Raw genomic sequence first — 20546 nt, forward strand, 5'->3', positions numbered from 1 at the left:
AATATTTACCAATTAGAATTTAATATCAAAACCTAAAGTCACAATTCTAGGTGTTGGATATTTTTGCTGATCATAAGTTCTAGGACTTTCCGGATCAAAACCTTTCCACTTTGAAATGGTAAATAAGTTTTCCGCCTGCAAAGTAACAGACAGACTATTGATAAAGATGTCTTTTAAAAATCTTTGAGGCAGCCTATATCCAATCTGAACATTTCTCATTCTAAGATAGGAGGCATCTTTCAAAAACCGATCAGAGTGTCCCTGAAGTCCTAAGTTTGCAGCTTTTAAAGAAGGTACATCTGTATTGACATTAGATATCGTCCATGCATTCTGAAGATCTTTGTCTACTGTAAAACTAGCTAAGTTATCAGAACTATATAAGCTTTCCAGGTCATAATCATAACGAACAACTTCAGCAACAAAAGTGAATGTAGTTGAAGCAAAGAAGTTTCTATAATTAAAATCTACTCCAAAACCTCCCTGATATTTTGGTAAATTATTTTTTCCATACAATCTTCTGTCTGCTGCAGTAGGATTTTCAGTAGGATTACCATTAATATCTTCAAACAATAAATTCCCGTTAGCTGGATTTACCCCTAAATATTTATAAACAAAAGGTTCTCTTAGTAGCCCTCCATTTGCGGTGATGTACTGAGGTTCTGTTCCTTCAGAAATTCTACCTCCACCACTTTTAATACCATCTATTTTTTGTGTATTTATTGATCCGTTAATTCTAAAAGTTAATGAAAGATCTTTTTCTTTATTCTTTACTATATCATAAGCCAAGCTCACTTCAATACCTTTATTAACTATTGAAGCATCTGTATTTCTTACCACACTTAAAGTTCCCAATACAGGAGCCGCAGGATCAGGCATATACAATTCGGTAGTCTTTTTATTATAGTAATCAAAAGAACCTCTCAATCTTCTTTTGAAAAGTTCAAAATCCACTCCTGCATTATATTGTTTAGTTGTTTCCCATCTGAGGTTACCATCACCAAAAGTAATTGCATATCCTTGGCTTCCATTATAAGTATTATTGGTCACAGAATAAATATTGGTAAATCGTGGCGGATTTAATCCGGCATACACACTTGGAATATTTGTATTTACATCTGTATCAACAATCCTTTGATTTCCCTGAGTACCATAAGATGCTCTTAATTTGAAAACATCTACAAACTTTACATTCTGCATAAAAGCTTCCTGATCTATATTCCATCGACCTCCAACTGACCAAAAAGTTCCCCATTGTCTGTCACTGGCGAATCTGCTTGTCCCGTCCCTTCTCACAAAACCTTCTACTCCATATTTTTTATTGAAATCATAAGTAAATGACCCAAAGTACGAGATCATATTTAATTTCAATTTAAATACGGCCGTCTGAGGGACATAAAAATCATTATTAGGAGTATCAGTAATATATCCGGATCCTGTACCGGGAACAAATGTTTTTGGATCTAAACCTCTCTGTCTAAAATTAGTAGCATCCCATTGTGAATAATTATATTCTGCATATCCACTTAAAGAAAAACTATGTTTCCCTATGGTTTTAGAATAGTCTAATTGCCATAAATTATTGAATAAAAATTCTCTTCTTTGATTAACATCTTCAAATCCTGAAAACTCCTGAGCACCTTTAAATAAAAATGCATTAAAAGAAAGCGGATATTCTGACTGAGTAAATCTGGTATTCAGAAATTGGCCTGAGGTTCTCATTTTTGCTGTCAGATCATTTGTTATTTTATATGATAAATTAGAAGCCATATCCAACCTTATTTCTTCTGTCAGATTATCATAATTTACCAGTTTATCCATCAACATTAATGGTGTATATAGCAAAGTGCCATCACTTTTGTATAAGTCATATAGCTGTTTTCCACTTTGATATAGGCTTGGTGATACATATGGTGCAGATTGATAAGCCCCTAAGACATAATTTCTATTAATAGCCCCACCATCTAAAATGGCCTCATTATTCTTGGAAAATCCCAATCCTGTTACCAGAGAGTATCTGAAACGGTCATCGGAACTTTTTCCATTAATATTATTTCTTACTGTAAACCTCTTCAATCCTGTAGTTTTCAGAATACCATCTTGATTCAAATACCCTACAGAAGTATATGAACTTATATTTTTCCCTCCTGATTCTATTGACAAATCATGACTTTGGGTAACCGCTGGTCTAAAAAAAACTTTCCTCCAATTGGTATCTATATTATAATTGGCAATTTGTTCATCAGTCATTTCAGCACCTAGACCTACTCCAAAACCCTTCTGCATGGTCAACAATTCTTTGGAACTGGCATAATTATATTTAGGATCCTGCAACATAGAAACTCCAAACTGCGTACTATATCTAATGCGCATATTTTCATTATAGCCTCCTTTCTTTGTGGTGATCATAATGACACCATTAGATCCTCTGGAACCATACTGAGCAATTGCTGAAGCATCTTTTAATACAGAAAATGTTTCTATATCATTGGGGTTGATTGATCTAAAATTATCACTGTTTGACGGAAAACCATCGATAACGTATAGCGGGTCAGTATTACCATTAAATGTTCCTACTCCTCTGATAACGACCGTCGGTTTTGCTCCTGGCTGACCAGTACTTGCCGTAATATTTACTCCGGCAAGTTGCCCTTGAACAATATTTAAAACATTGGAATTAGGTCTGTTTTCAATTGTCTTGCTGTCTACCGTAGCAACTGAAGTAACGGCTGTCTTTTTCGTAGTATTTCGATAACCTACTACCACAACTTCATCAATCTCCTTTGACCTAGCTGTATCCTTTTTTACTTTCTGTGCAAAAGCAGTCTGCCCAAGAAAGAACATAGCTCCTGCACTCAATACGTATAATTTCACATTCATATTAACATATTTTAATATATCTAAGCAACAAATATGTTAACAATCCTTAACAACATCAAATCACAAATAACTGTAATACAACATATTAAAACGTATTTAATTCATTGTGAATACTAAAAAACACCACCTCCAGCAGAGAAATCATTTCTATTGATTTATAAAATAAACAATAATAGAAATTTGACAGAATTTCAACAAATTGAAAAAAAATTATAAGGTTTCACTTTATTGAAAAAAGCGATAAAAAAAATCAACAAAACAAAAATTTCCAATTAATAATATCCAAAACAAAATAGTTAATATCCCCATAAAAAGTATCAAAATGACCCACAATGAATGATAATACTTCACAAAAAACAGTAAAAAAATAAAGCATCCCAAAATATGAGATGCTTTATGTGTTAATTTTCTAAAAACTTATGGTTGATAATGATAATATCTGGCGCCAATTAAAACAGGATTTTCCACTTCAATCGAAACAAGCCCGAAACCTTTATAATTTTTGTTTACAGATTCTCTCAATTGTTTTCTATGAAGTTTTTCATAGGTTTCAAAATCAACAGCTGATCTCTGATTTAAGTTTTCGAATAAATGCCATTTTCCAACTACTTTTCTCCAGTTCTCAGAAACCTTACCGGCAAACACTTTTGATTTCGAACCGCTTCCATAGCCTACAAAACCAATTTCTTTTCCTGAAAGTTCTTCATTTTCATTAAAAGATGTTTGTAGTGCAGAAAGAAACGCCATAAATATAGATGCCGTATACATATTTCCTATTTCTGAAGAGGCTCTCTGGCTCTTTTCTATCTTATCATTAATTAATTTCAGATAGTTTTCCGATTTGGCAACCGCCTTCTGTTCTTCCGCAGTTTCATAGGAAAGGTCATTTTCAAGGCTATATATTTCAGTAAAAACCCTTTTCCCATGGAAAGCATAGGGAAGATGGAAAATAATATGTTCCCAGTTTTCATAAGGTTTATTCTGCCCTGTGATCTCTTTATAATGATAATAAGCTTCTTTTATTCTATCCTGATAGCATTGATTAGAATATTGTCCGTCAAAAACAGGCTCATCTGTAAAAACTTCAACCTTGTCAGGATATGTTTCCGGAGCTCCATTCAAATCTTCTTTCTTATATAATCTTCTCGGCTTGAAAAAATCAAAGACACTTTCTGAAGCAACGCCCCAATTATTTTCAATTTCAAGAAGATCCGGTTTTGATGAAACCAAAAGAGCGACAGCTCCACCTCCTTGGGTATATTCTCCTGAAGAAGCCAATTCATATTTTGCATAATCACTGGCAATCACGACTGCTTTTTTATCAGGATTTACTCTTACAAAATCCAGAGCATTATGGAGTGCATCCACTCCTCCTACACAGGCAAAAGTCATATCCAGTACATCACAGTTTCTGAAACATCTTGTTCCAAATTCTTCTTCCAATACTTTTTCTACCATTTGCACAGCATAAGAAGCTGTAGGTTTTGCTGCATCCACCGCACTTTCTGTTCCCAAATATACTCTTGCTATTTCTTCAGGATTGATTTGATAATCTTTTATAAGCTTCAGTAGTGCTTCTGCTGCAAAAGTAGCGGCGTCTTCGTGAACATCAGAAAGTCCCATTTTATGAAGACCTAAGCCTTTTTCCAGTTTCGCCGGTTCTATTCCTCTTTTTTCTGCTAAATCCTTAATCTCCAAATATAAACCAGGCACATAATAGCCCGCTGCTTCAATTCCAAAACTCATAATTGTCTAAATTTTAAACGAATTTATGAAAGATAATGCAAAAAACAGTGGTTAAAAATGCTGATTTTTGTAATATCATTAAAAACCAATGGGTTTTACCATATAATCTGAGCATTTAATTTCACTTAAAGACAAAAAGAAAGCCGACACATCTGCCGGCTTCCTCTATTTATTTATAGTTTTCAATTGCTTTATTGATCACATCAATCTGTTTATTAATACTTGTTGCATTTTGTGGATTCTGTTTCAGCAATTCCATTTTTTTGCTCAGCCCATCTTTCAGCATCTGAACCATCATCATTTTAGCCTGTGGATTATCTGCCATCTGGTTTTTGGCATATCCTGCTATTTTGGTAATGCTTTCCGTTGCCTTCAGATTATCGGAAGTCATAATCCAGTTGAAACCATCTTCTGCCGCTTTTCCTAATTCCGGATTCTGGAATTTAATGAATGGATAAAAAGTGGCAAGAGGGGCAATGTTTTCAATCTGAGAGGTAATTTTGTTCTTCACAATAATCGGAAGTAACTGAGCCTGTAGGGTATCTGAAGCTCCTTTCATATCAATTTTGTCAGCCAGAGCATTTGCTCTTGAAGGATCAATGGAAAGAACCGCACTCATTGAACTTCCTTTCACAGCATTGGAAACAGCGTTTACTCCTTTTTCAAATAACGGAAGGTATTTCTTGTCTTTTGTTTTTCCTAAAGCCGCAATAGCTGCAGCCTGAGTTAATGTCTTCGGATCATTGGAAGCCAGTTTTTCAACTTCAGCACCCAGCGCTTTCATTTGTTCAGGATTCGTAAGGTCTATTAAATTCAAAGCTTTTATTCTTACTCTGAAGAAAGGATCTTTCAATGCGGCAGCCAACAATTTTACAGCAGCAGGATTTTTTTCCACCTGCTCTTTAATTCCGGTTAAAGCCAGATATCTGCTTTTGAACTCTTTAGAATTTATAAACTGCATCAGATTCTGTTCCGGAGTTTTGGTATCTGTAATCTCTGCCAGTAGAACTCCGTCTGCATTGATATTTACAAGATCAGGAGTTTTAGAAACATCAAAGCTGAAAGTATTTTTAGCTTCTGCATTTACCCAGACATTATATCTTTTAGGCTTTCCGTTGTCATATACATCTATAGCCAGAGGAAATTCAAATGGTTTTTCCTGAGTTTGATTAATCGTTACGGCAACCTGTTTTTTTACAGGCTCAAATGTAGAAGAATAATTGATCTTCGGATTTCCGTTTCCAAAATACCATTGATTGAAGAACCAGTTCAAGTCTTTACCGGACACTTTTTCAAAAGACAGGCGCAGCTGATGGGCTTCTGCATTCTGATATTCGTTGGTTTTCAGATAATCATTCATTCCTGCGAAGAAGGCATCATCACCAAGATAGTTTCTCAGCATATTTAAAATTCCGCCACCCTTCTGATACGTTACCAGATCAAAAACATCTTCCCTGGATTCATAATTGAACCTTACCAGGTTTTTGTTAAAATCTGTTGGGTTGTGAATATACTGATTCACATCTGTCATCAGGTGGTAATCTGCCTGATCTTTTCCATATTTATATTCATTCCAAAGGTATTCGGAATAGTTGGCAAAAGATTCATTGACGGTAAGATTGCTCCAGCTTTCTGCGGTCACCAAATCTCCAAACCAATGGTGGAACAATTCGTGAGCAATGGTATCTTCCCACGTATTTTCATCGATAAGCTGTCCCGGTTTCTGTAAGATATCACTTCCATGAAGGGTGGCCGTAGTATTTTCCATTGCGCCACTTACATAATTTCGTCCTGAAATCTGAGCATATTTTGCCCATGGATAATCATAGTTCAGCTTTTTGGAGAAAAAGTCAATCATTTCCGGAGTATTTCCGTAGATCTGCTTGGCATAAGGCTCATATTCTTTTTCAATATAATAATCAACCGGAATATTTTTCCATTTGTCTTTTACTACTGCATATTCACCTACTCCCATAAAGAAAAGGTAAGTAGAATGTCTCTTATCCATCACCCAATGATCTGTTCTAAGTCCGTTGGATTCTTTTTTAGAATCTTTCATCAGACCATTGGAAAGGGTAACATATTTATCAGGAACCGTCATATAGATTTCCTGTGTTGTCTTTTGATTGGGTTTATCAATCGTTGGAAACCATGCGGAAGAGGATTCTGTTTCTCCCTGTGTCCAGATCTGTGTAGGCATATCCGGTTCTGTTCCCTGAGCGTTGATGAAGTATAGCCCTTTTGCATCATTGATTGCCATACTTCCCTCCTGTTTCACTTCATTCGGGCGGGAGGTATATTTGATATATACCGTATAATCCTGATTTCTCTGATAGGTCTTATCCAGAGTAATTTTTAGAACATCATCTTTATATTCATATTTTAAAGGAGACTTTTTGCCGTTATTATCAAGAGCTACTTCATGAATCAGCATTCCTTTTGCATCAAGAGTAAGCTCGTTTGCAGCATAGAAGTAAGGTGAAGCAGTAAGCCATTCTTCCCCATTCATCTGTTCTTTCTGATAGTCAAAATTTACTTTCAGCTTCGTGTGTTTAAGTTCCGTTACTTTGGTATGGGTAGCTCTGTATACTTTTTCTCTGCCTGAAGTTTCGGTTTGTGCTGATACATTTGCGGAAAATAAAATTCCAAGTATAGCAATTGATAAAATGGCCTTTCTCATCGGTCTACTTTATTTTTTAGAATTATTTTTTAATGATTATATCGAAAATATCATTGACTAAGGTTTCATAGTCGCCTTTTTTAAGCTGTTCCTTCGTTTTTGCAAAGGCTTTTTTGAGTTCGCTTTCCGGATTTTCGTCATCAACTATTTCAGCTGATGCTACTCCTTTCAACTGAAGTACAGCATTTTTCAGGGCTTCAATGTCTGCATTTTCTTCTATATTAATTTTTAAATACTTCATGATGTATTTTTAAGCATTTGAAATGTGTGATCCGTTACCCGCCCATTGATCTCTTTTTCAAAAGAATTCAATGAGCCTGAGTTGTTCTTTCAAATGTAAGAAACAATTGTCAAAAGAAAGCGTACTGAAGTATTTATATTCTGATTACATAACTTATAGGCACAGATAAAAACATCTATTAGTATTAAAATAATAGAAGTGAATAAAGAATTAAAGTGATAAAAGAATATTAAATCGCTACAGGAGCTTTGATCCCAGGATGCGGATCATAGTTTTCCAGGGTAAAATCTTCGAAATCGAAATCAAAGATATTTTTCACGTTAGGATTCAGTTTCATCGTGGGAAGAGATTTCGGTTCTCTGGCAAGCTGTCTGTTTACCTGTTCAAAGTGATTATTGTAGATATGAACATCTCCAAAACTATGAACATAATCTCCTACTTCCAGCTCACAAACCTGTGCTACCATCATCAAAAGCAATGCATAACTTGCAATATTGAACGGCACTCCAAGGAAAACATCAGCACTTCTCTGATACAGCTGTAAGGATAATTTGCCATCAGCTACGTAAAACTGGAATAAGGCGTGACAAGGAGCCAAAGCCATATTGGGAATTTCAGCAACATTCCATGCTGATACAATTAATCTTCTTGAATCCGGGTTCTTTTTGATCTGGTCAATGACTTCTGTAATCTGATCTACCACTTTTCCGTCTGCACCCCTCCAGCTTCTCCATTGTGCCCCGTAAACAGGTCCAAGATCTCCATTTTCATTGGCCCATTCATCCCAGATGCTTACTCCGTTATCTTTAAGGTATTTGATATTGGTATCTCCTTTCAGAAACCAAAGCAATTCATAGATAATGGATTTCAAATGCACTTTTTTTGTGGTTACCAAAGGAAATCCTTTAGACAGATCATATCTCAGCTGATATCCGAAAACACTTCTTGTTCCAGTGCCTGTTCTGTCGGTTTTATCAGTTCCGTTGTCTAAAATATGTTGTAAAAGATCCAGGTAGTTTTGCATTTTGAATGAGATTTTAAGTTTCAAATTTAGTGAAAACCATTAAAAAAAGCACTCACTTTTATGAATGCTTTTTATAGGGATGATGTTTATTTTCTATTAAACAACTGTATATCTGCAATCTAACAGATATTAATTTTACCATATATTTTCAATGGTCTGATGAATGGTATTGACAGTGAATGATTCTCCGGTTTTTTTGCCATACATCACTTTTACCAAAGGAGATTCTGCGGAAACGGTCATAATCTTGTGCTTCTCAAAAACAATTTCTCCCATTGAAGCAGCAACGTAAAACAATCCTTTATTGGTTTTTACCAATGCTCCGTTCTGAACTTTTTCCGAAGGATCGGATGTTATTTTCTGTAAAATATTCTGCTGGTTCAATACTTCGTTAAGCTGTCTCTGAAGATTATTGATTTCCTGCTGAAGCATTTCTCTTCCCGTTTCATATTTGTCCCCCATTGAGCTTTTTGTATCATTGTTGGAAGCCCGTGTTTCTGCAATAAGGTTTTCAAAATACTGGATTTTGTCGGCAACTTTTGCTTTAATGATATTGATTATTTCCTGTTTGTTCATTTGATGATTATTTTTTATTGCAGGCAGATAAACCACCCCGTCAAAATCATAGATTTTGACACCCCTCCACCGGAGGGGAATTGAGAACCTTTAAAAACCAGTCGTTAAGATGTACTACTATTTACTTTTCAAATACGGCATAATCAGAAACTTTGAAACTAAAGTCTTTTCCATTGCTGAAATCTCTTTTCGTTTTATCAAAAATATTTCTGAATGTTCCTGATAGGTGTTCGTCTTCAATAGAAAAGTTAACAGGTTCTTTTGACATATTCAGGACTACCAATATTTCATCTTTTCCATTTTTTCTTACGTAGGCCAGAATTTTATCATTGGCTGTCGTATTAAGAAGATAAGTAGTAACATGAGAATCTCCTCCTCTTAAGGCAGGATTGGAAGCTTTTATATCCAATAATGTTTTATAGAAATCGGCAACCTGGTAGGTATGAGTCCATTTGATGACATCTTTTTCGAAAAACTCAAGTCTTTTCATATTGGGAAGTTCCTGACCTGAGTATAATAATGGAACCCCATTCCATGTTGCGGAGAATACCGCCATAGGTTTTGTGATCACTCCATATTTTTCATATTCGGTTCCGTTCCATGAGTTTTCATCGTGATTGGTGGTAAACCATGCTCTCATTGAGGTATCCCCAATATTGGAATATTGTCTCAGCAGATCTTTTAATTCCTGAAGAGGTTCATCTTTTTTGTAATAGTCGGCAGACTTGTGCATCCATTTCCAGGAATAGCTGGCATCAAAAACTTTTCCGTATTCCGGGCTTTCCAGCTCATCAAATTCTCCCAGCCAGAAAAGAGGTTTTACTTTTTCCACTTCGGGGCGTGCCTGTTCCCAGAAATCTACTTCTACCCATGAAGCAAGATCACATCGAAAACCATCGATATCGGTTTCCTGTACCCAGAATTTCATGGCATTGATCATAGCCTGACGCATTTCCTGGTTCTTATAATCAAGTTCAATAATATCATCCATTCCGGAGGCGATATGAAATTTTCCGTCGGGATCTTTCAGATAAAATTCCGGATGTGTTTTTGTCCAGACATGATCCCAGCCTGTATGATTCGCCACCCAGTCGATGATTACTTTGAATCCTAATCTGTGTGCTTCATTCACCATATCTTTAAAATCCTGTAATGTTCCGAATTCAGGATTGACAGAGGTATAATCTGCAGCGGCATAAGGGCTGCCCATACTTCCTTTTTTATTCTGCTGGGCAATGGGAGTAATAGGCATAAACCAAAGTGTTTTTATTCCCATCGATTTCAGGCGGGGCATTTCTTTTGCAAATGCTTTGAAAGTTCCTTCCTGAGTATATTGTCTTATGTTTACTTCGTAGATATTTGTGTTATGTTTCCAATCTTTTGGCAGTTCTGTCATCTTCCGGATTTTTTTTTGAGTGGTACAGGAAACAATTCCCAGACCAATTACAGCTAACAAAATTAATTTTTTCATTAAACTATTTTTAACAAAAGTAAGGATTGTTTTTGGGCTGAAAAGGAGAAAAAAGGCAAAAAGGAAAAATTTACTTTCTTTATTTTCTTACTATTTTGTCATAAAAAAGCCCCGGATCAAAATCCGGGGCCAGTATATTGTATTGACTATCTTTCGTCATCATTGTCATCTTCCTCATCAAAGACATCGTCATTGTAGTCTTCTTCTTCCTCATCATCAAAGCTGTCATCATCTTCATCTGAAAAATTCCCTCCAGCTCCAAAATCGTCATCAAAACCAAACTCGTCATCTGCCAAAGGCATTGCTGATTTCTTTTTGCTTCCTCCTGCACTTCCGTTTTTGCTAGGTGCCTTCAATGGAACGTTTCCAAATCGGTATACAGTGATTGGATAGTTCACCCCTTTTGTTTCTTCAATTACTTCTACAAGCTCACAGAAGAATTCCCAAAGATCAAGGAGCCCATACTGGAACTGTGCTTTGTCGCCTACATTTTCAAAAGCCTCATCAATGTAAACGTCTGACATAATTTCACCATCACCATCATCACTCATATCTTCCAATGGGACACTTTTTACGATTGTTCCGTCATCTTCTAACAGATTAAAAGTAGAAAGCTCATCTCCCTGCAGACTGAATGCACTTTTAATTCCTAAATGTAAGTTCCATAACGTTTGTTTTCCCTTAACTTCAATATCACGGAAAATATCCTCTTTCGCATCTAATATTACGCGGATTTTGTAAACCATATCAGTTTCTTAAATTACTTTTTTGCCTTTATAATTATGATAAATCTCTGTTGCAAATATATAATAAATGACATGTGACAAAAAAATATTTCAGGATTTTTTAAAATATTTTTTTTTCTTACATTTTGCCGGAATTATTTACTTTTTTCGAGCATAAAACTGAACTTCGTCCCTTCAAGGTAAACGCTTTCTACGGTAATATTTTCGTTATGTGCTTCAAGGATGTGTTTTACAATGGCCAAACCAAGTCCGGAACCGCCTTCTCTCCTGCTTCTGCTGGTTTCCACACGATAGAATCTTTCAAAAATTCTTGGAAGAATTTCAGATTTGATTCCCATTCCGTTGTCTATGACCTCTATCAGTACCTTATTTTTCAGAATACTGGTTTTTACAATCACTTTTGCTTCCTGTCTATTGGCATAATGAATAGCATTGGAAATCAGATTGATGAAAACCTGGGAAATTTTCTGTTTATCAGCCTCTACAAAAATCTGTGGATGAAGAGTCTGAATCTGTAGGGTGGTATTTCGTTTTTCAGCTTCAAGATCAAGAAGGTCGAAAATTTCTTTGATTAAAAGATTGACATCAAATTTTGAAACAGTAAGATTGATTTCGCCGGCCTCCAGTCTATTGATCATGTCAAGATCTGTTACAATAGCAATAAGTCTTTCTACCGATTTATCAATTCTTTCCAGATATTTGTCCCGAATGGTAAGGTTATCCACCCCGCCATCTCTTAAGGTTTCTACATATCCCTGGATAGAAAATAAAGGAGTTTTCAGTTCATGGGAAACATTTCCGATGTATTCTTTACGGTAGCTTTCCATCTCTTTCATCATATCAATTTCTGATACCTGCTGTTGATTGAGGTCTGAAAATCTTTCACCTAATTCTTTGATGGTAATATTTTCGTCATGATTCTGCACTATTTCCTGCGGAAGAAACCCGGAAAGGCCCTTTACCTGCTTTCTGCTATAGTAATTGAAAAGAAGTTCCAATACTACACAGTTTATCATAAAGATCAGGACAATACAGATGAAAAGACCCGTTTTGAACAAAGGGGTCTCATAATAGATATCTTTCAGCGAGTCGAATACAACGACTAAAAGGAGCATTACCAGTGTCAGCAGACAAGAGGCAACGAGGGTAAGTCTGTAAAATTTCAATTTTACAACGTTTTAATGATTGAACGTAAAGTTAAGATTTTTAAATAATTAAACGATTAGTTTATACCCAATCCCTTTTAATGTCTGAATCGTATTGATTCCGAGTTTTTCTCTTAGCCTTCTGATATGAACATCAATCGTTCTCTCTCCTACAATCACATCATTACCCCAAACTTTTTCAAGAATCTCTTCTCTTTTGAAAACCTTTTCAGTATTGGAAGCCAAAAGGTAAAGCAAATCAAACTCTTTTTTAGGAAGAAGAAATTGCTGTCCGCTTTTGGATACTCTGAAATTATCTTTGTCGATAACAAGGTCTCCGATTTCGATAAGTTTAGCATTCTCAGAAACCTGCGAGGTTAACTGTAATAATGCGTTTACTTTAGAGATAAGGATTTTCGGTTTGATCAGTTTTACGATGTAATCATTGGCACCTGCCTGAAAACCTGCTAACTGAGAAAATTCTTCGCTTCTTGCGGAAAGGAACACAATAAGTGTTTTTTGAAGTTCTTTCACTTTACGAAGTTCCTGACAGGTTTCTATACCATCTTTTTCAGGCATCATCACATCTAATAAGATAAGATCCGGAACAATTTCCTTTGCTTTTTCTATACCTTCGTTACCATTAGTAGCTGTATAGATATCATACCCTTCCTTTTCCAAATTGTAAGACAGAATCTCTAAAATGTCCAGTTCATCGTCTATTAAAAGAATTTTTTTGCTCATCTTCTAGTTTAAGAATTCCCACAAAATTAATTATTTCAATTGATTTCATCTATCTGTCAAATGTTAACTAATTATTAAAAAATAACATTTAGCAAGTAAATTATAAAATCAATAAAAAAATCAATAAATAAATATACACAAATCAAATATAAGGAATAATATCTACAATTAAAACAAAAATTATAATTATATAAATTAAACATCGATAACTATAAATCTCATTCATTCGTTAATACAAATTTCATAATTAATTAAGATTCTCCTAAAGTTTTCTTAAAAACTTAGCCTTTATTTTGCCCTTGAAAAAGAAGTAAAAGAAGTAAAATGAAAAAACAACTCCACAAGAGCATAATGCTACTTGCCTTGTTTTCTGCTGGCTATGCTTTTGCACAAAGTCAGATTTTGGAAGGTAGGGTATTGGACGAGAAAGATAATACTCCTATAGAAGGGGTAAAAGTAAAGGTAAATGGTCAGGAAGTAATGACTGACATTTCCGGATACTACTCTATCAACCTTTCCCCTGGTACCAATTACATTGTAACGGTAAGCTCCAATGGATATAATAGAAAAGAGATCAGTGAAGTTATTATCAAAAATGAAGGTAATACTCATCTTGATATCGTTCTGGATAAGCCCTCTATCAAGGAAAAAGAAATTGAGGGAGTTGTCATAAAATCAAATGCAAGAAAAGAAACCATAGCCTCTACCATCGGTTTACAGAAGAACGCGGGTGTAGTTTCTCAGGTTATTGGGGTTGAAGCTATTAAAAGAAGTCCGGACAGAAACACGGGTGAAGTTCTGAAGAGAGTTTCCGGAGTGAGTTTATCTGAAGGAAAATATATTGTAGTAAGAGGTTTATCAGACCGTTACAATCAGGCGATGCTGAACGGTATTCAGCTATCCAGTACAGAACCGGACAGAAAGACTTTCTCTTTCGACCTTTTCCCTGCTAACGTTATCGAAACACTTGTCATCAATAAAACTTTCATTCCTGAATATACCGGAGAATGGGGAGGAGCTTTGATTCAGGTAAATACAAAGGATATTCCTAATAAAAATTTCTTCAACGTACAGGTAGGTGTAGGAGGAAATACGGCTACTATGGGACAGGAATTCCATATGCAGAAAGGTGGAAAATGGGATTTCTTAGGAATTGATGACGGTTACAGAAAGCTGCCCACCAATATGCCTGCAAAAAATGCGTTCAGCATTTTAAGTGAGGGTCAGAAAACCGATATCGGTAAAGGGTTTACAAAGAATTTAGGATACAACAGTATTGGTTATCCTGAAAACTTAAGTTTACAGCTTGACGGAGGTTTCAATACCAAATTATTCGGAAAAGATTTAGGGGTAATTGCTGTTTTAAACTATAGCAACAACAAAAGAAGAACTGAATCTACCAACCGTTTCTTTACCATCAACGACCAACTTGCTGATACCAACTTCGATTATTTTACAGAAAAATACAGCAATGATATTATCTTAGGAGGAATGTTGAACCTTTCTTTAAAGCTCAACAGCAACAATAAAATCTCCTTAAAGAATATCATCACCAATAATACGGTGAACCATATGTCCTTCAGAACAGGAAAGGATTTTGAATTTGATCCTATCAACGGGACAAACATCATGGCAAGGGAAATAGGTTTTAAAGAAACTACTTTTTATAATTCTACCCTTACCGGTACTCATAAAATAGATGCTCTTGGCGGGCTTACCGTAAACTGGTACGGAAGCTTCGGAATCCTTGATCAATACATCCCTTTGTTACAGCGTTTACAGTATAACCAATATACTAACATGCCGGGAAGCCCTTATTTAGCATTAATTTCTAACGGTCTTTCTCAAAAATCAGGTAGTGTATTCTACTCTACGCTAAACGATTATTTATATAACGCGGGAGGTGATATTTCCAAGACATTTACAATGTTTGGCCAAAAACAAACTATCAAAGGAGGTTATTTGTTCCAGGTAAAAGACAGAATATACAATTCAAGGCCATTCTCTGTAAGACTTGAAAACTTCAACCAGGGATTACTTTCTCAACCTTTTGAAACTATTTTCAATCCTGGTAATTTTGGAACTAACGGAGGATTTACATTTGATGAAATTGCAGGAAATCAGTACAGATATATTGCCAATACCATCCTTAACGCAGGATATTTACAGTTTGACAACAACTTCACACCGTGGTTAAGAGCCGTTTGGGGATTAAGAGTTGAGAACTTTGATCAATTGGTAGGAAGCACGAAAAAAAGTGATGACCGTTTTGTCAACACACGTGTTACAGACTTTTTACCAGCTGTTAACTTGACATTCAAGGTAAATCCTAAAATGAATATCCGTCTTGCAGGTTCACAAACTGTTGTAAGACCGGAGTTTAGAGAGGTTTCTCCGCTGGCATATTATGATTTTGATCTTGGAGCGACTGTAATTGGTAACAAATCAATTGAAAGAACTAAAATTACAAGCGCCGATGTTCGTTGGGAATATTACCCAAGAAACGGGGAGATTATCTCCGTGGCCGCTTTCTATAAAAACTTCAAAAAGCCGATCGAATTATACTTCAACCAATCAGGGGTAGGAACCAGTAACACCTTCAACTACCTTAACGTAGATAAAGCTGATGCTTATGGTATAGAAGTGGAGGCCAGAAAAAAACTGGATTTTGTAAGCGCTCTTAGAAACTTTACGCTGGGTGGAAACGTAGCTTTAATTAAAAACAAAGTAACAGACGAAGCGACTAAGATTGACAGACCAATGCAGGGACAGTCTCCTTATACTGTCAACGTAAGCCTTCAGTATGATACTGAAAAATCAGGATGGTCTTCTACGGTACTATTTAACATGATCGGAAGAAGAATCCTTTATGTAGGAAACGATCAGGTTCCACCAATCTGGGAAGCACCTAGACCTCTTTTAGACTTCCAGCTTGCTAAAAAATTATGGAATAACAAAGGAGAAATCAAGCTGAATGTTTCAGATATTCTGAACCGTCGTGCTAAATTCTACCATGACCTGAATGACAACGGTAAGTATGACAGCAAAGATGCTCTTGCTATTGAAAGACTTTCAGGAACCAATATCAGTTTAACACTGGGATACAATTTTTAATTCACTCAACAAATAATCTAATAAATAATTTAATTCTTTATAACATGAAAAAGTTCGTTTTATATTCTTTAATGCTTGGCGCTCTAGTATCAACTACCGCATGTAGAAATATAGAAGAAGATGGACCTACCATTATTCAAGATGGAGGTAACGGAAACGGAAATACTGAAAACCTTATTCTTTCAGGAAAAATCACTTCCAGCATTACGCTTAAAGCAAATAAAATCTATAAGCTAAGAGGACTAGTATATGTAACTAACGGAGCTACTTTAACTATCGAACCAGGTACAAAGATCGTAGGTGAAGCTGATAAAAACGGAGCTTTGATCATTACAAGAGGAAGTAAAATCATGGCAGAAGGAACTGCTGCCAACCCTATTATCTTCACTTCAGAAAAACCAAGTCCTAAAAGAGGAGACTGGGCAGGTGTAGTAATTTTAGGAAACGCTCCTACTAATGCATCTTTCGGAGGAGCAAACGGAGTTGGAGAAATTGAAGGAGGTATCAACAACTCTGACGGTCTTGGACTTTACGGTGGAACAAATGCTGCTGACAACAGTGGTATATTAAAATATGTAAGAATTGAATATGCAGGATATGCATTCTTACCGGACAAAGAGGTTAACGGACTTACTTTCGGAGGTGTAGGTAACGGAACTACAGTAGACTATGTAGAAGTTGCTTATGCTAATGATGACAGTTTCGAGTGGTTCGGAGGAACAGTAAACTGTTCTCACCTTATTTCTTACAAAGGTCTTGATGATGATTTCGATACAGATAACGGTTTCTCAGGAAATGTACAGTTTGGTATCGCAGTAAGAGATTCTCAGGTAGCAGACGTTTCAGGTTCTAATGCATTTGAATCTGATAATGATGCTAACGGTTCTACGTTAACGCCTCAGACATCAGCCACATTCTCTAACATGACGATTATCGGACCAATCAACTCTGCGGCTCCTGGATCTATCAACGCTTTATTCCAGAATGCATTACAGATCAGAAGAAATTCTTCAATCTCTGTATTCAACTCTGTATTCACAGGATTCCCGGTAGGTTTATTCATTGATGCTACGAAAGGTGCTCCAACGGATAACAATATTGTAGGAAATAAATTATTCTTTGAAAACAACATTTTAGCAGGAAATACTACTCCTTTAAAATTCGGACCATCTACATCAACTCCGACAACATATACATTAAACGATCTTACGACTTGGTTTAATGCTAAAGGAAATACAATCCTTGCTTCTACAGCTGATGTAAAACTTGCCGGCGCATGGGCTCCTGCAGGAACTACACCAAACTTTACTCCTACTGCAGGTTCTCCATTATTAACAGGTGGAGCATTTACAAACCCTAAATTAGCTACTTGGTTTACACAAGTAACATACAGAGGTGCTGTAAAAGATGCTACAGATACATGGTATGCAGGATGGACAAACTTTAACTTATAACATTATCATATAAGTACCTAGATTTAATTTCAAATAGAAGGCCTTCAGAAGTATTTTCTGAGGGCTTTTTTTATTGTTAATATCAGACATTATGATTATCTGCCCAAATCAATATTAAGGGGTGTTCATATTGTAAAAACAGAAAAAGGGAATATGAACAGTAATTTTTTAAATTGACCATGGCTTTCCTTGATAAGTTTTGGCTAAAGCCGATGAATTTATTCATATTTAATAACGGGCTAAAGCCCGTCTCTATTGATAAAGAAGAGACCCGAAACTCATAACTCATAACTCATAACTCATAACTCATAACTCATAACTCATAACTCATAACTCATAATTTATAATTTATAATTTATAATTCAAAAAAAGCCATCAGGAAATTCCCAATGGCATTCACAAAAAACAAGTGTATAAAAATATATATACTTCAGATTAATTTCTCCAAAACAAATTCCCATCATTCATCAGGGCTTTTATTTCAGACATTCTGGAAACGGCTTCTGCAGAACATGAAGCCTCTGTCAGAACAATTGCCGCTTCATCACCGGCTTTAGGCCACTGCTGTTGTCCTTTTTCATCCAGAGGAAGAATACTTTGAGTAGCAAACTGTAAAGCTCTTGACAGGGCAAATTCTGTGGCATAACCGTACAGCTCTGCAATAAGATTGGCTTTCTGCAGCATACTTCCGGATCCGAATGTACTCCAGTAGTCCTGTACGTTATCATTTCCGATCAATACATTGACCCCATACTTTTTCAGGGTTGGTATTGGCATTACCGTTCCTTTAAAAGGTACAGAAGATGCAATTCCTACTTTTCCGGCAGCCAGTCTTTCTGCAATCTGCTCAGTTTCTTTAGGGGAAAGATGAGCTAAAGCAAATGCATGGCTTACAAACGTTTTTCCCTGAAGCTCCGGATTTTCAATTGCTTTATCAATCAGATAATTGATGGTTTTCATTCCGGACTCTCCTGCTTCATGCAGGTGAATATCAATACCTTTATGGTTATCCAGTGCCAGCTGAACGGTAAAATCCATTACCTTTTCAATACTTCCGTCAATGCTCAACGGATCCAATCCCCCAATGAATGCCACGCTTTTCAGCTGAGCTGCCGCTTTCATCAAAGGAGCAGATTCTGTATAATAAACGCCATGCTGCGGGAAGGCAACCAATTCAGCTTTGAAAGAGTCTTTTTTATTTTCAAGAGCTTGTTCAAGATGTTCCAGAGACTTTAATCCCGATGTAGGATCAATATTAAAATGGGTTCTCGCAAAATGAGTTCCGTAATGCTGCTGCAGACTGATCAGCTGTTCTGCTCTGCTTACAGAAGTTTTCAACAGTTCGGGGATGATTTCCTGCTCATAGGCAATCATATCTTTCACCGTTCTTCTTTTCGGAGAAAGTGCCTGCCATGGCAGACCATATAATGTTTTATCCAGGTGGATGTGCATATCTCTGAAAGCGGGAAGCATCAGATATCCTTTTGCATCGATTGCTTCCAAAGAAGGATCATTGGCTTTTACTGCTTTTATTTTTCCGTCTTCAATTTCGATACTGAAAAGATCAGTTTTTGTTCCGACAACCTCTTCATTTTCGTATTCAAAACCTGTTTCCAGACGGACATTTTTAAGGGTATAGTTTCCTTTTGCAGTTAATTGATAGGGAAATTGCATGATTTTAAATTTAACAATACAAAATTAACCAGCCCTGAGGGTAAAACCGGTGTATCAATTATGTCTTGTTTTGTACAGATTATTCTTTGAATTGGGAAGGAGTCATTCCTGTCTGTGCTTTAAAGAATTTGGAAAAGCTGGCATGATCATAGAAACCGAGATCATACACAATATCTTTCACAGACATTTCGGAAACTTTTAAAAGTCTTTTTGCTTCCAGTAAAATACGATCCTGAATAAGAGATGATGCCGAAGCATTAAGATTCTTCTTGCAGACAATATTCAGATAATTGGCAGAGATATTCAGTTTATCAGCATAAAAAGAAACGGATCTTTCTGTTTTGAAATGTTCATCAATAAGATGCAAAAATTTTGAAATAATGGGGTTTGAGTTATAGACTTCAAAATCTTTGAAAGCTCCTTCCACAGATTTACTCACCAGCAGGCCAATCAATTCACTTCTTTTCTGAATCAGTTCCCAGAATATTTTTTCTGTGCTCAGTTCTTTCTGGATGGCCTGAAATTCATACAGAAAATTTTCAAAAACATCTTTGGAAAGATTAATTACCGGATGATTCTGGTAATAGGATGCAGAAAATCTTAACGACGGCAGAAAACTTTCAAACCAGTCTCTGCTGATCATCAGCTGATACCCAATGGTTTCTTTTTCAATGACCCACTGATGTACCTGATCCGGAAAAACAAGATGAATCTGGTAGTCCTTCACCTCATATTCTGTAAAATCTATGGTATGCGAACCAACTCCGTGCTCAAAAAGATTGATGATAAAAAAGTCATGTTTGTGAGGATCATCAATGGAACGTGCTCCCGAAAGTTCATTGAACAGCAGATTACAGCCTTTCAACTGATTTTCACTAAATTCCTGAATTCCTAAAATGGGAAAATGATCCGTATGGTAAGCCACTCTGCCTGATTTTCTCCTAAAATTACTAAAATTTATGAGAGAAAAACTAAAACAACCACAAAAGGAACAAAAGTTTTATCTCCATCACGCTATCTTCAATTTCCACCTTCCTTCTGTGACGGTCTCTGA

Annotated in this window: 14 protein-coding genes; 2 read left to right on the plus strand and 12 right to left on the minus strand. The window is 36.0% G+C overall.

All coding sequences use genetic code 11. The features are described from left to right. Nucleotides 1-12: 12 nt before the first annotated feature. The 10 genes from CQ022_RS09040 to CQ022_RS09085 form a co-directional block, all read right to left on the minus strand. Nucleotides 13-2877, minus strand: a complete 2865-nt coding sequence (locus CQ022_RS09040; RefSeq protein WP_105681090.1) for a SusC/RagA family TonB-linked outer membrane protein — start codon at nt 2875-2877, stop codon at nt 13-15. 417 nt (nt 2878-3294) lie between these two features. Beyond that, complete coding sequence (locus CQ022_RS09045; RefSeq protein WP_105681091.1) at nt 3295-4623, minus strand: hydroxymethylglutaryl-CoA synthase family protein; 1329 nt, start codon at nt 4621-4623, stop codon at nt 3295-3297. Between the two features lie 169 nt (nt 4624-4792). Continuing rightward, nucleotides 4793-7303 (minus strand): M1 family metallopeptidase, encoded by a 2511-nt coding sequence (locus tag CQ022_RS09050; RefSeq protein ID WP_105681092.1) that lies wholly within the window; start codon nt 7301-7303, stop codon nt 4793-4795. 22 nt (nt 7304-7325) lie between these two features. Further along, nucleotides 7326-7544 (minus strand): hypothetical protein, encoded by a 219-nt coding sequence (locus CQ022_RS09055; protein WP_105681093.1) that lies wholly within the window; start codon nt 7542-7544, stop codon nt 7326-7328. Nucleotides 7545-7773: 229 nt separating this feature from the next. Further along, a complete protein-coding gene (locus CQ022_RS09060; RefSeq protein ID WP_105681094.1) occupies nt 7774-8568 on the minus strand; it encodes a thymidylate synthase in 795 nt (264 codons plus the stop codon). Between the two features lie 135 nt (nt 8569-8703). Next, the gene (locus tag CQ022_RS09065) at nt 8704-9144 is read right to left on the minus strand and encodes a hypothetical protein (RefSeq protein ID WP_105681095.1); all 441 of its coding nucleotides are present in this window, start codon (nt 9142-9144) and stop codon (nt 8704-8706) included. A gap of 121 nt (nt 9145-9265) precedes the next feature. Then, entirely contained in the window at nt 9266-10615 is a 1350-nt protein-coding gene (locus tag CQ022_RS09070) for an alpha-amylase family glycosyl hydrolase (RefSeq protein WP_105681096.1), read from the minus strand. Nucleotides 10616-10761: 146 nt separating this feature from the next. Continuing rightward, nucleotides 10762-11361: an IS1096 element passenger TnpR family protein gene (locus tag CQ022_RS09075; protein WP_105681097.1), complete on the minus strand. Its 600-nt coding sequence runs from the start codon at nt 11359-11361 to the stop codon at nt 10762-10764. Between the two features lie 134 nt (nt 11362-11495). Further along, the gene (locus CQ022_RS09080) at nt 11496-12527 is read right to left on the minus strand and encodes a sensor histidine kinase (protein ID WP_105681098.1); all 1032 of its coding nucleotides are present in this window, start codon (nt 12525-12527) and stop codon (nt 11496-11498) included. Nucleotides 12528-12575: 48 nt separating this feature from the next. Continuing rightward, nucleotides 12576-13250 carry a response regulator gene (locus CQ022_RS09085; RefSeq protein WP_105681099.1) on the minus strand — a complete coding sequence of 225 codons (675 nt, stop codon included), beginning with the start codon at nt 13248-13250 and terminating at the stop codon, nt 12576-12578. Between the two features lie 324 nt (nt 13251-13574). On the opposite strand from CQ022_RS09085, the gene CQ022_RS09090 reads away from it, so the two are divergent. Both CQ022_RS09090 and CQ022_RS09095 read left to right on the plus strand, forming a co-directional pair. Next, nucleotides 13575-16364 carry a TonB-dependent receptor domain-containing protein gene (locus CQ022_RS09090; protein ID WP_105681100.1) on the plus strand — a complete coding sequence of 930 codons (2790 nt, stop codon included), beginning with the start codon at nt 13575-13577 and terminating at the stop codon, nt 16362-16364. Between the two features lie 44 nt (nt 16365-16408). Continuing rightward, a complete protein-coding gene (locus CQ022_RS09095) occupies nt 16409-17818 on the plus strand; it encodes a hypothetical protein (RefSeq protein WP_105681101.1) in 1410 nt (469 codons plus the stop codon). A 435-nt stretch (nt 17819-18253) separates the two neighbouring features. Here the strand turns inward: CQ022_RS09095 and CQ022_RS09100 are convergent, their stop codons facing one another. Continuing rightward, nucleotides 18254-19492: an amidohydrolase gene (locus tag CQ022_RS09100; protein ID WP_105681102.1), complete on the minus strand. Its 1239-nt coding sequence runs from the start codon at nt 19490-19492 to the stop codon at nt 18254-18256. A 79-nt stretch (nt 19493-19571) separates the two neighbouring features. Then, nucleotides 19572-20417 (minus strand): AraC family transcriptional regulator, encoded by an 846-nt coding sequence (locus tag CQ022_RS09105; RefSeq protein ID WP_105681103.1) that lies wholly within the window; start codon nt 20415-20417, stop codon nt 19572-19574. Between the last annotated feature and the right edge of the window lie 129 nt (nt 20418-20546).

Source organism: Chryseobacterium culicis (assembly GCF_002979755.1).
Classification (GTDB): Bacteria; Bacteroidota; Bacteroidia; order Flavobacteriales; family Weeksellaceae; genus Chryseobacterium; species Chryseobacterium culicis_A.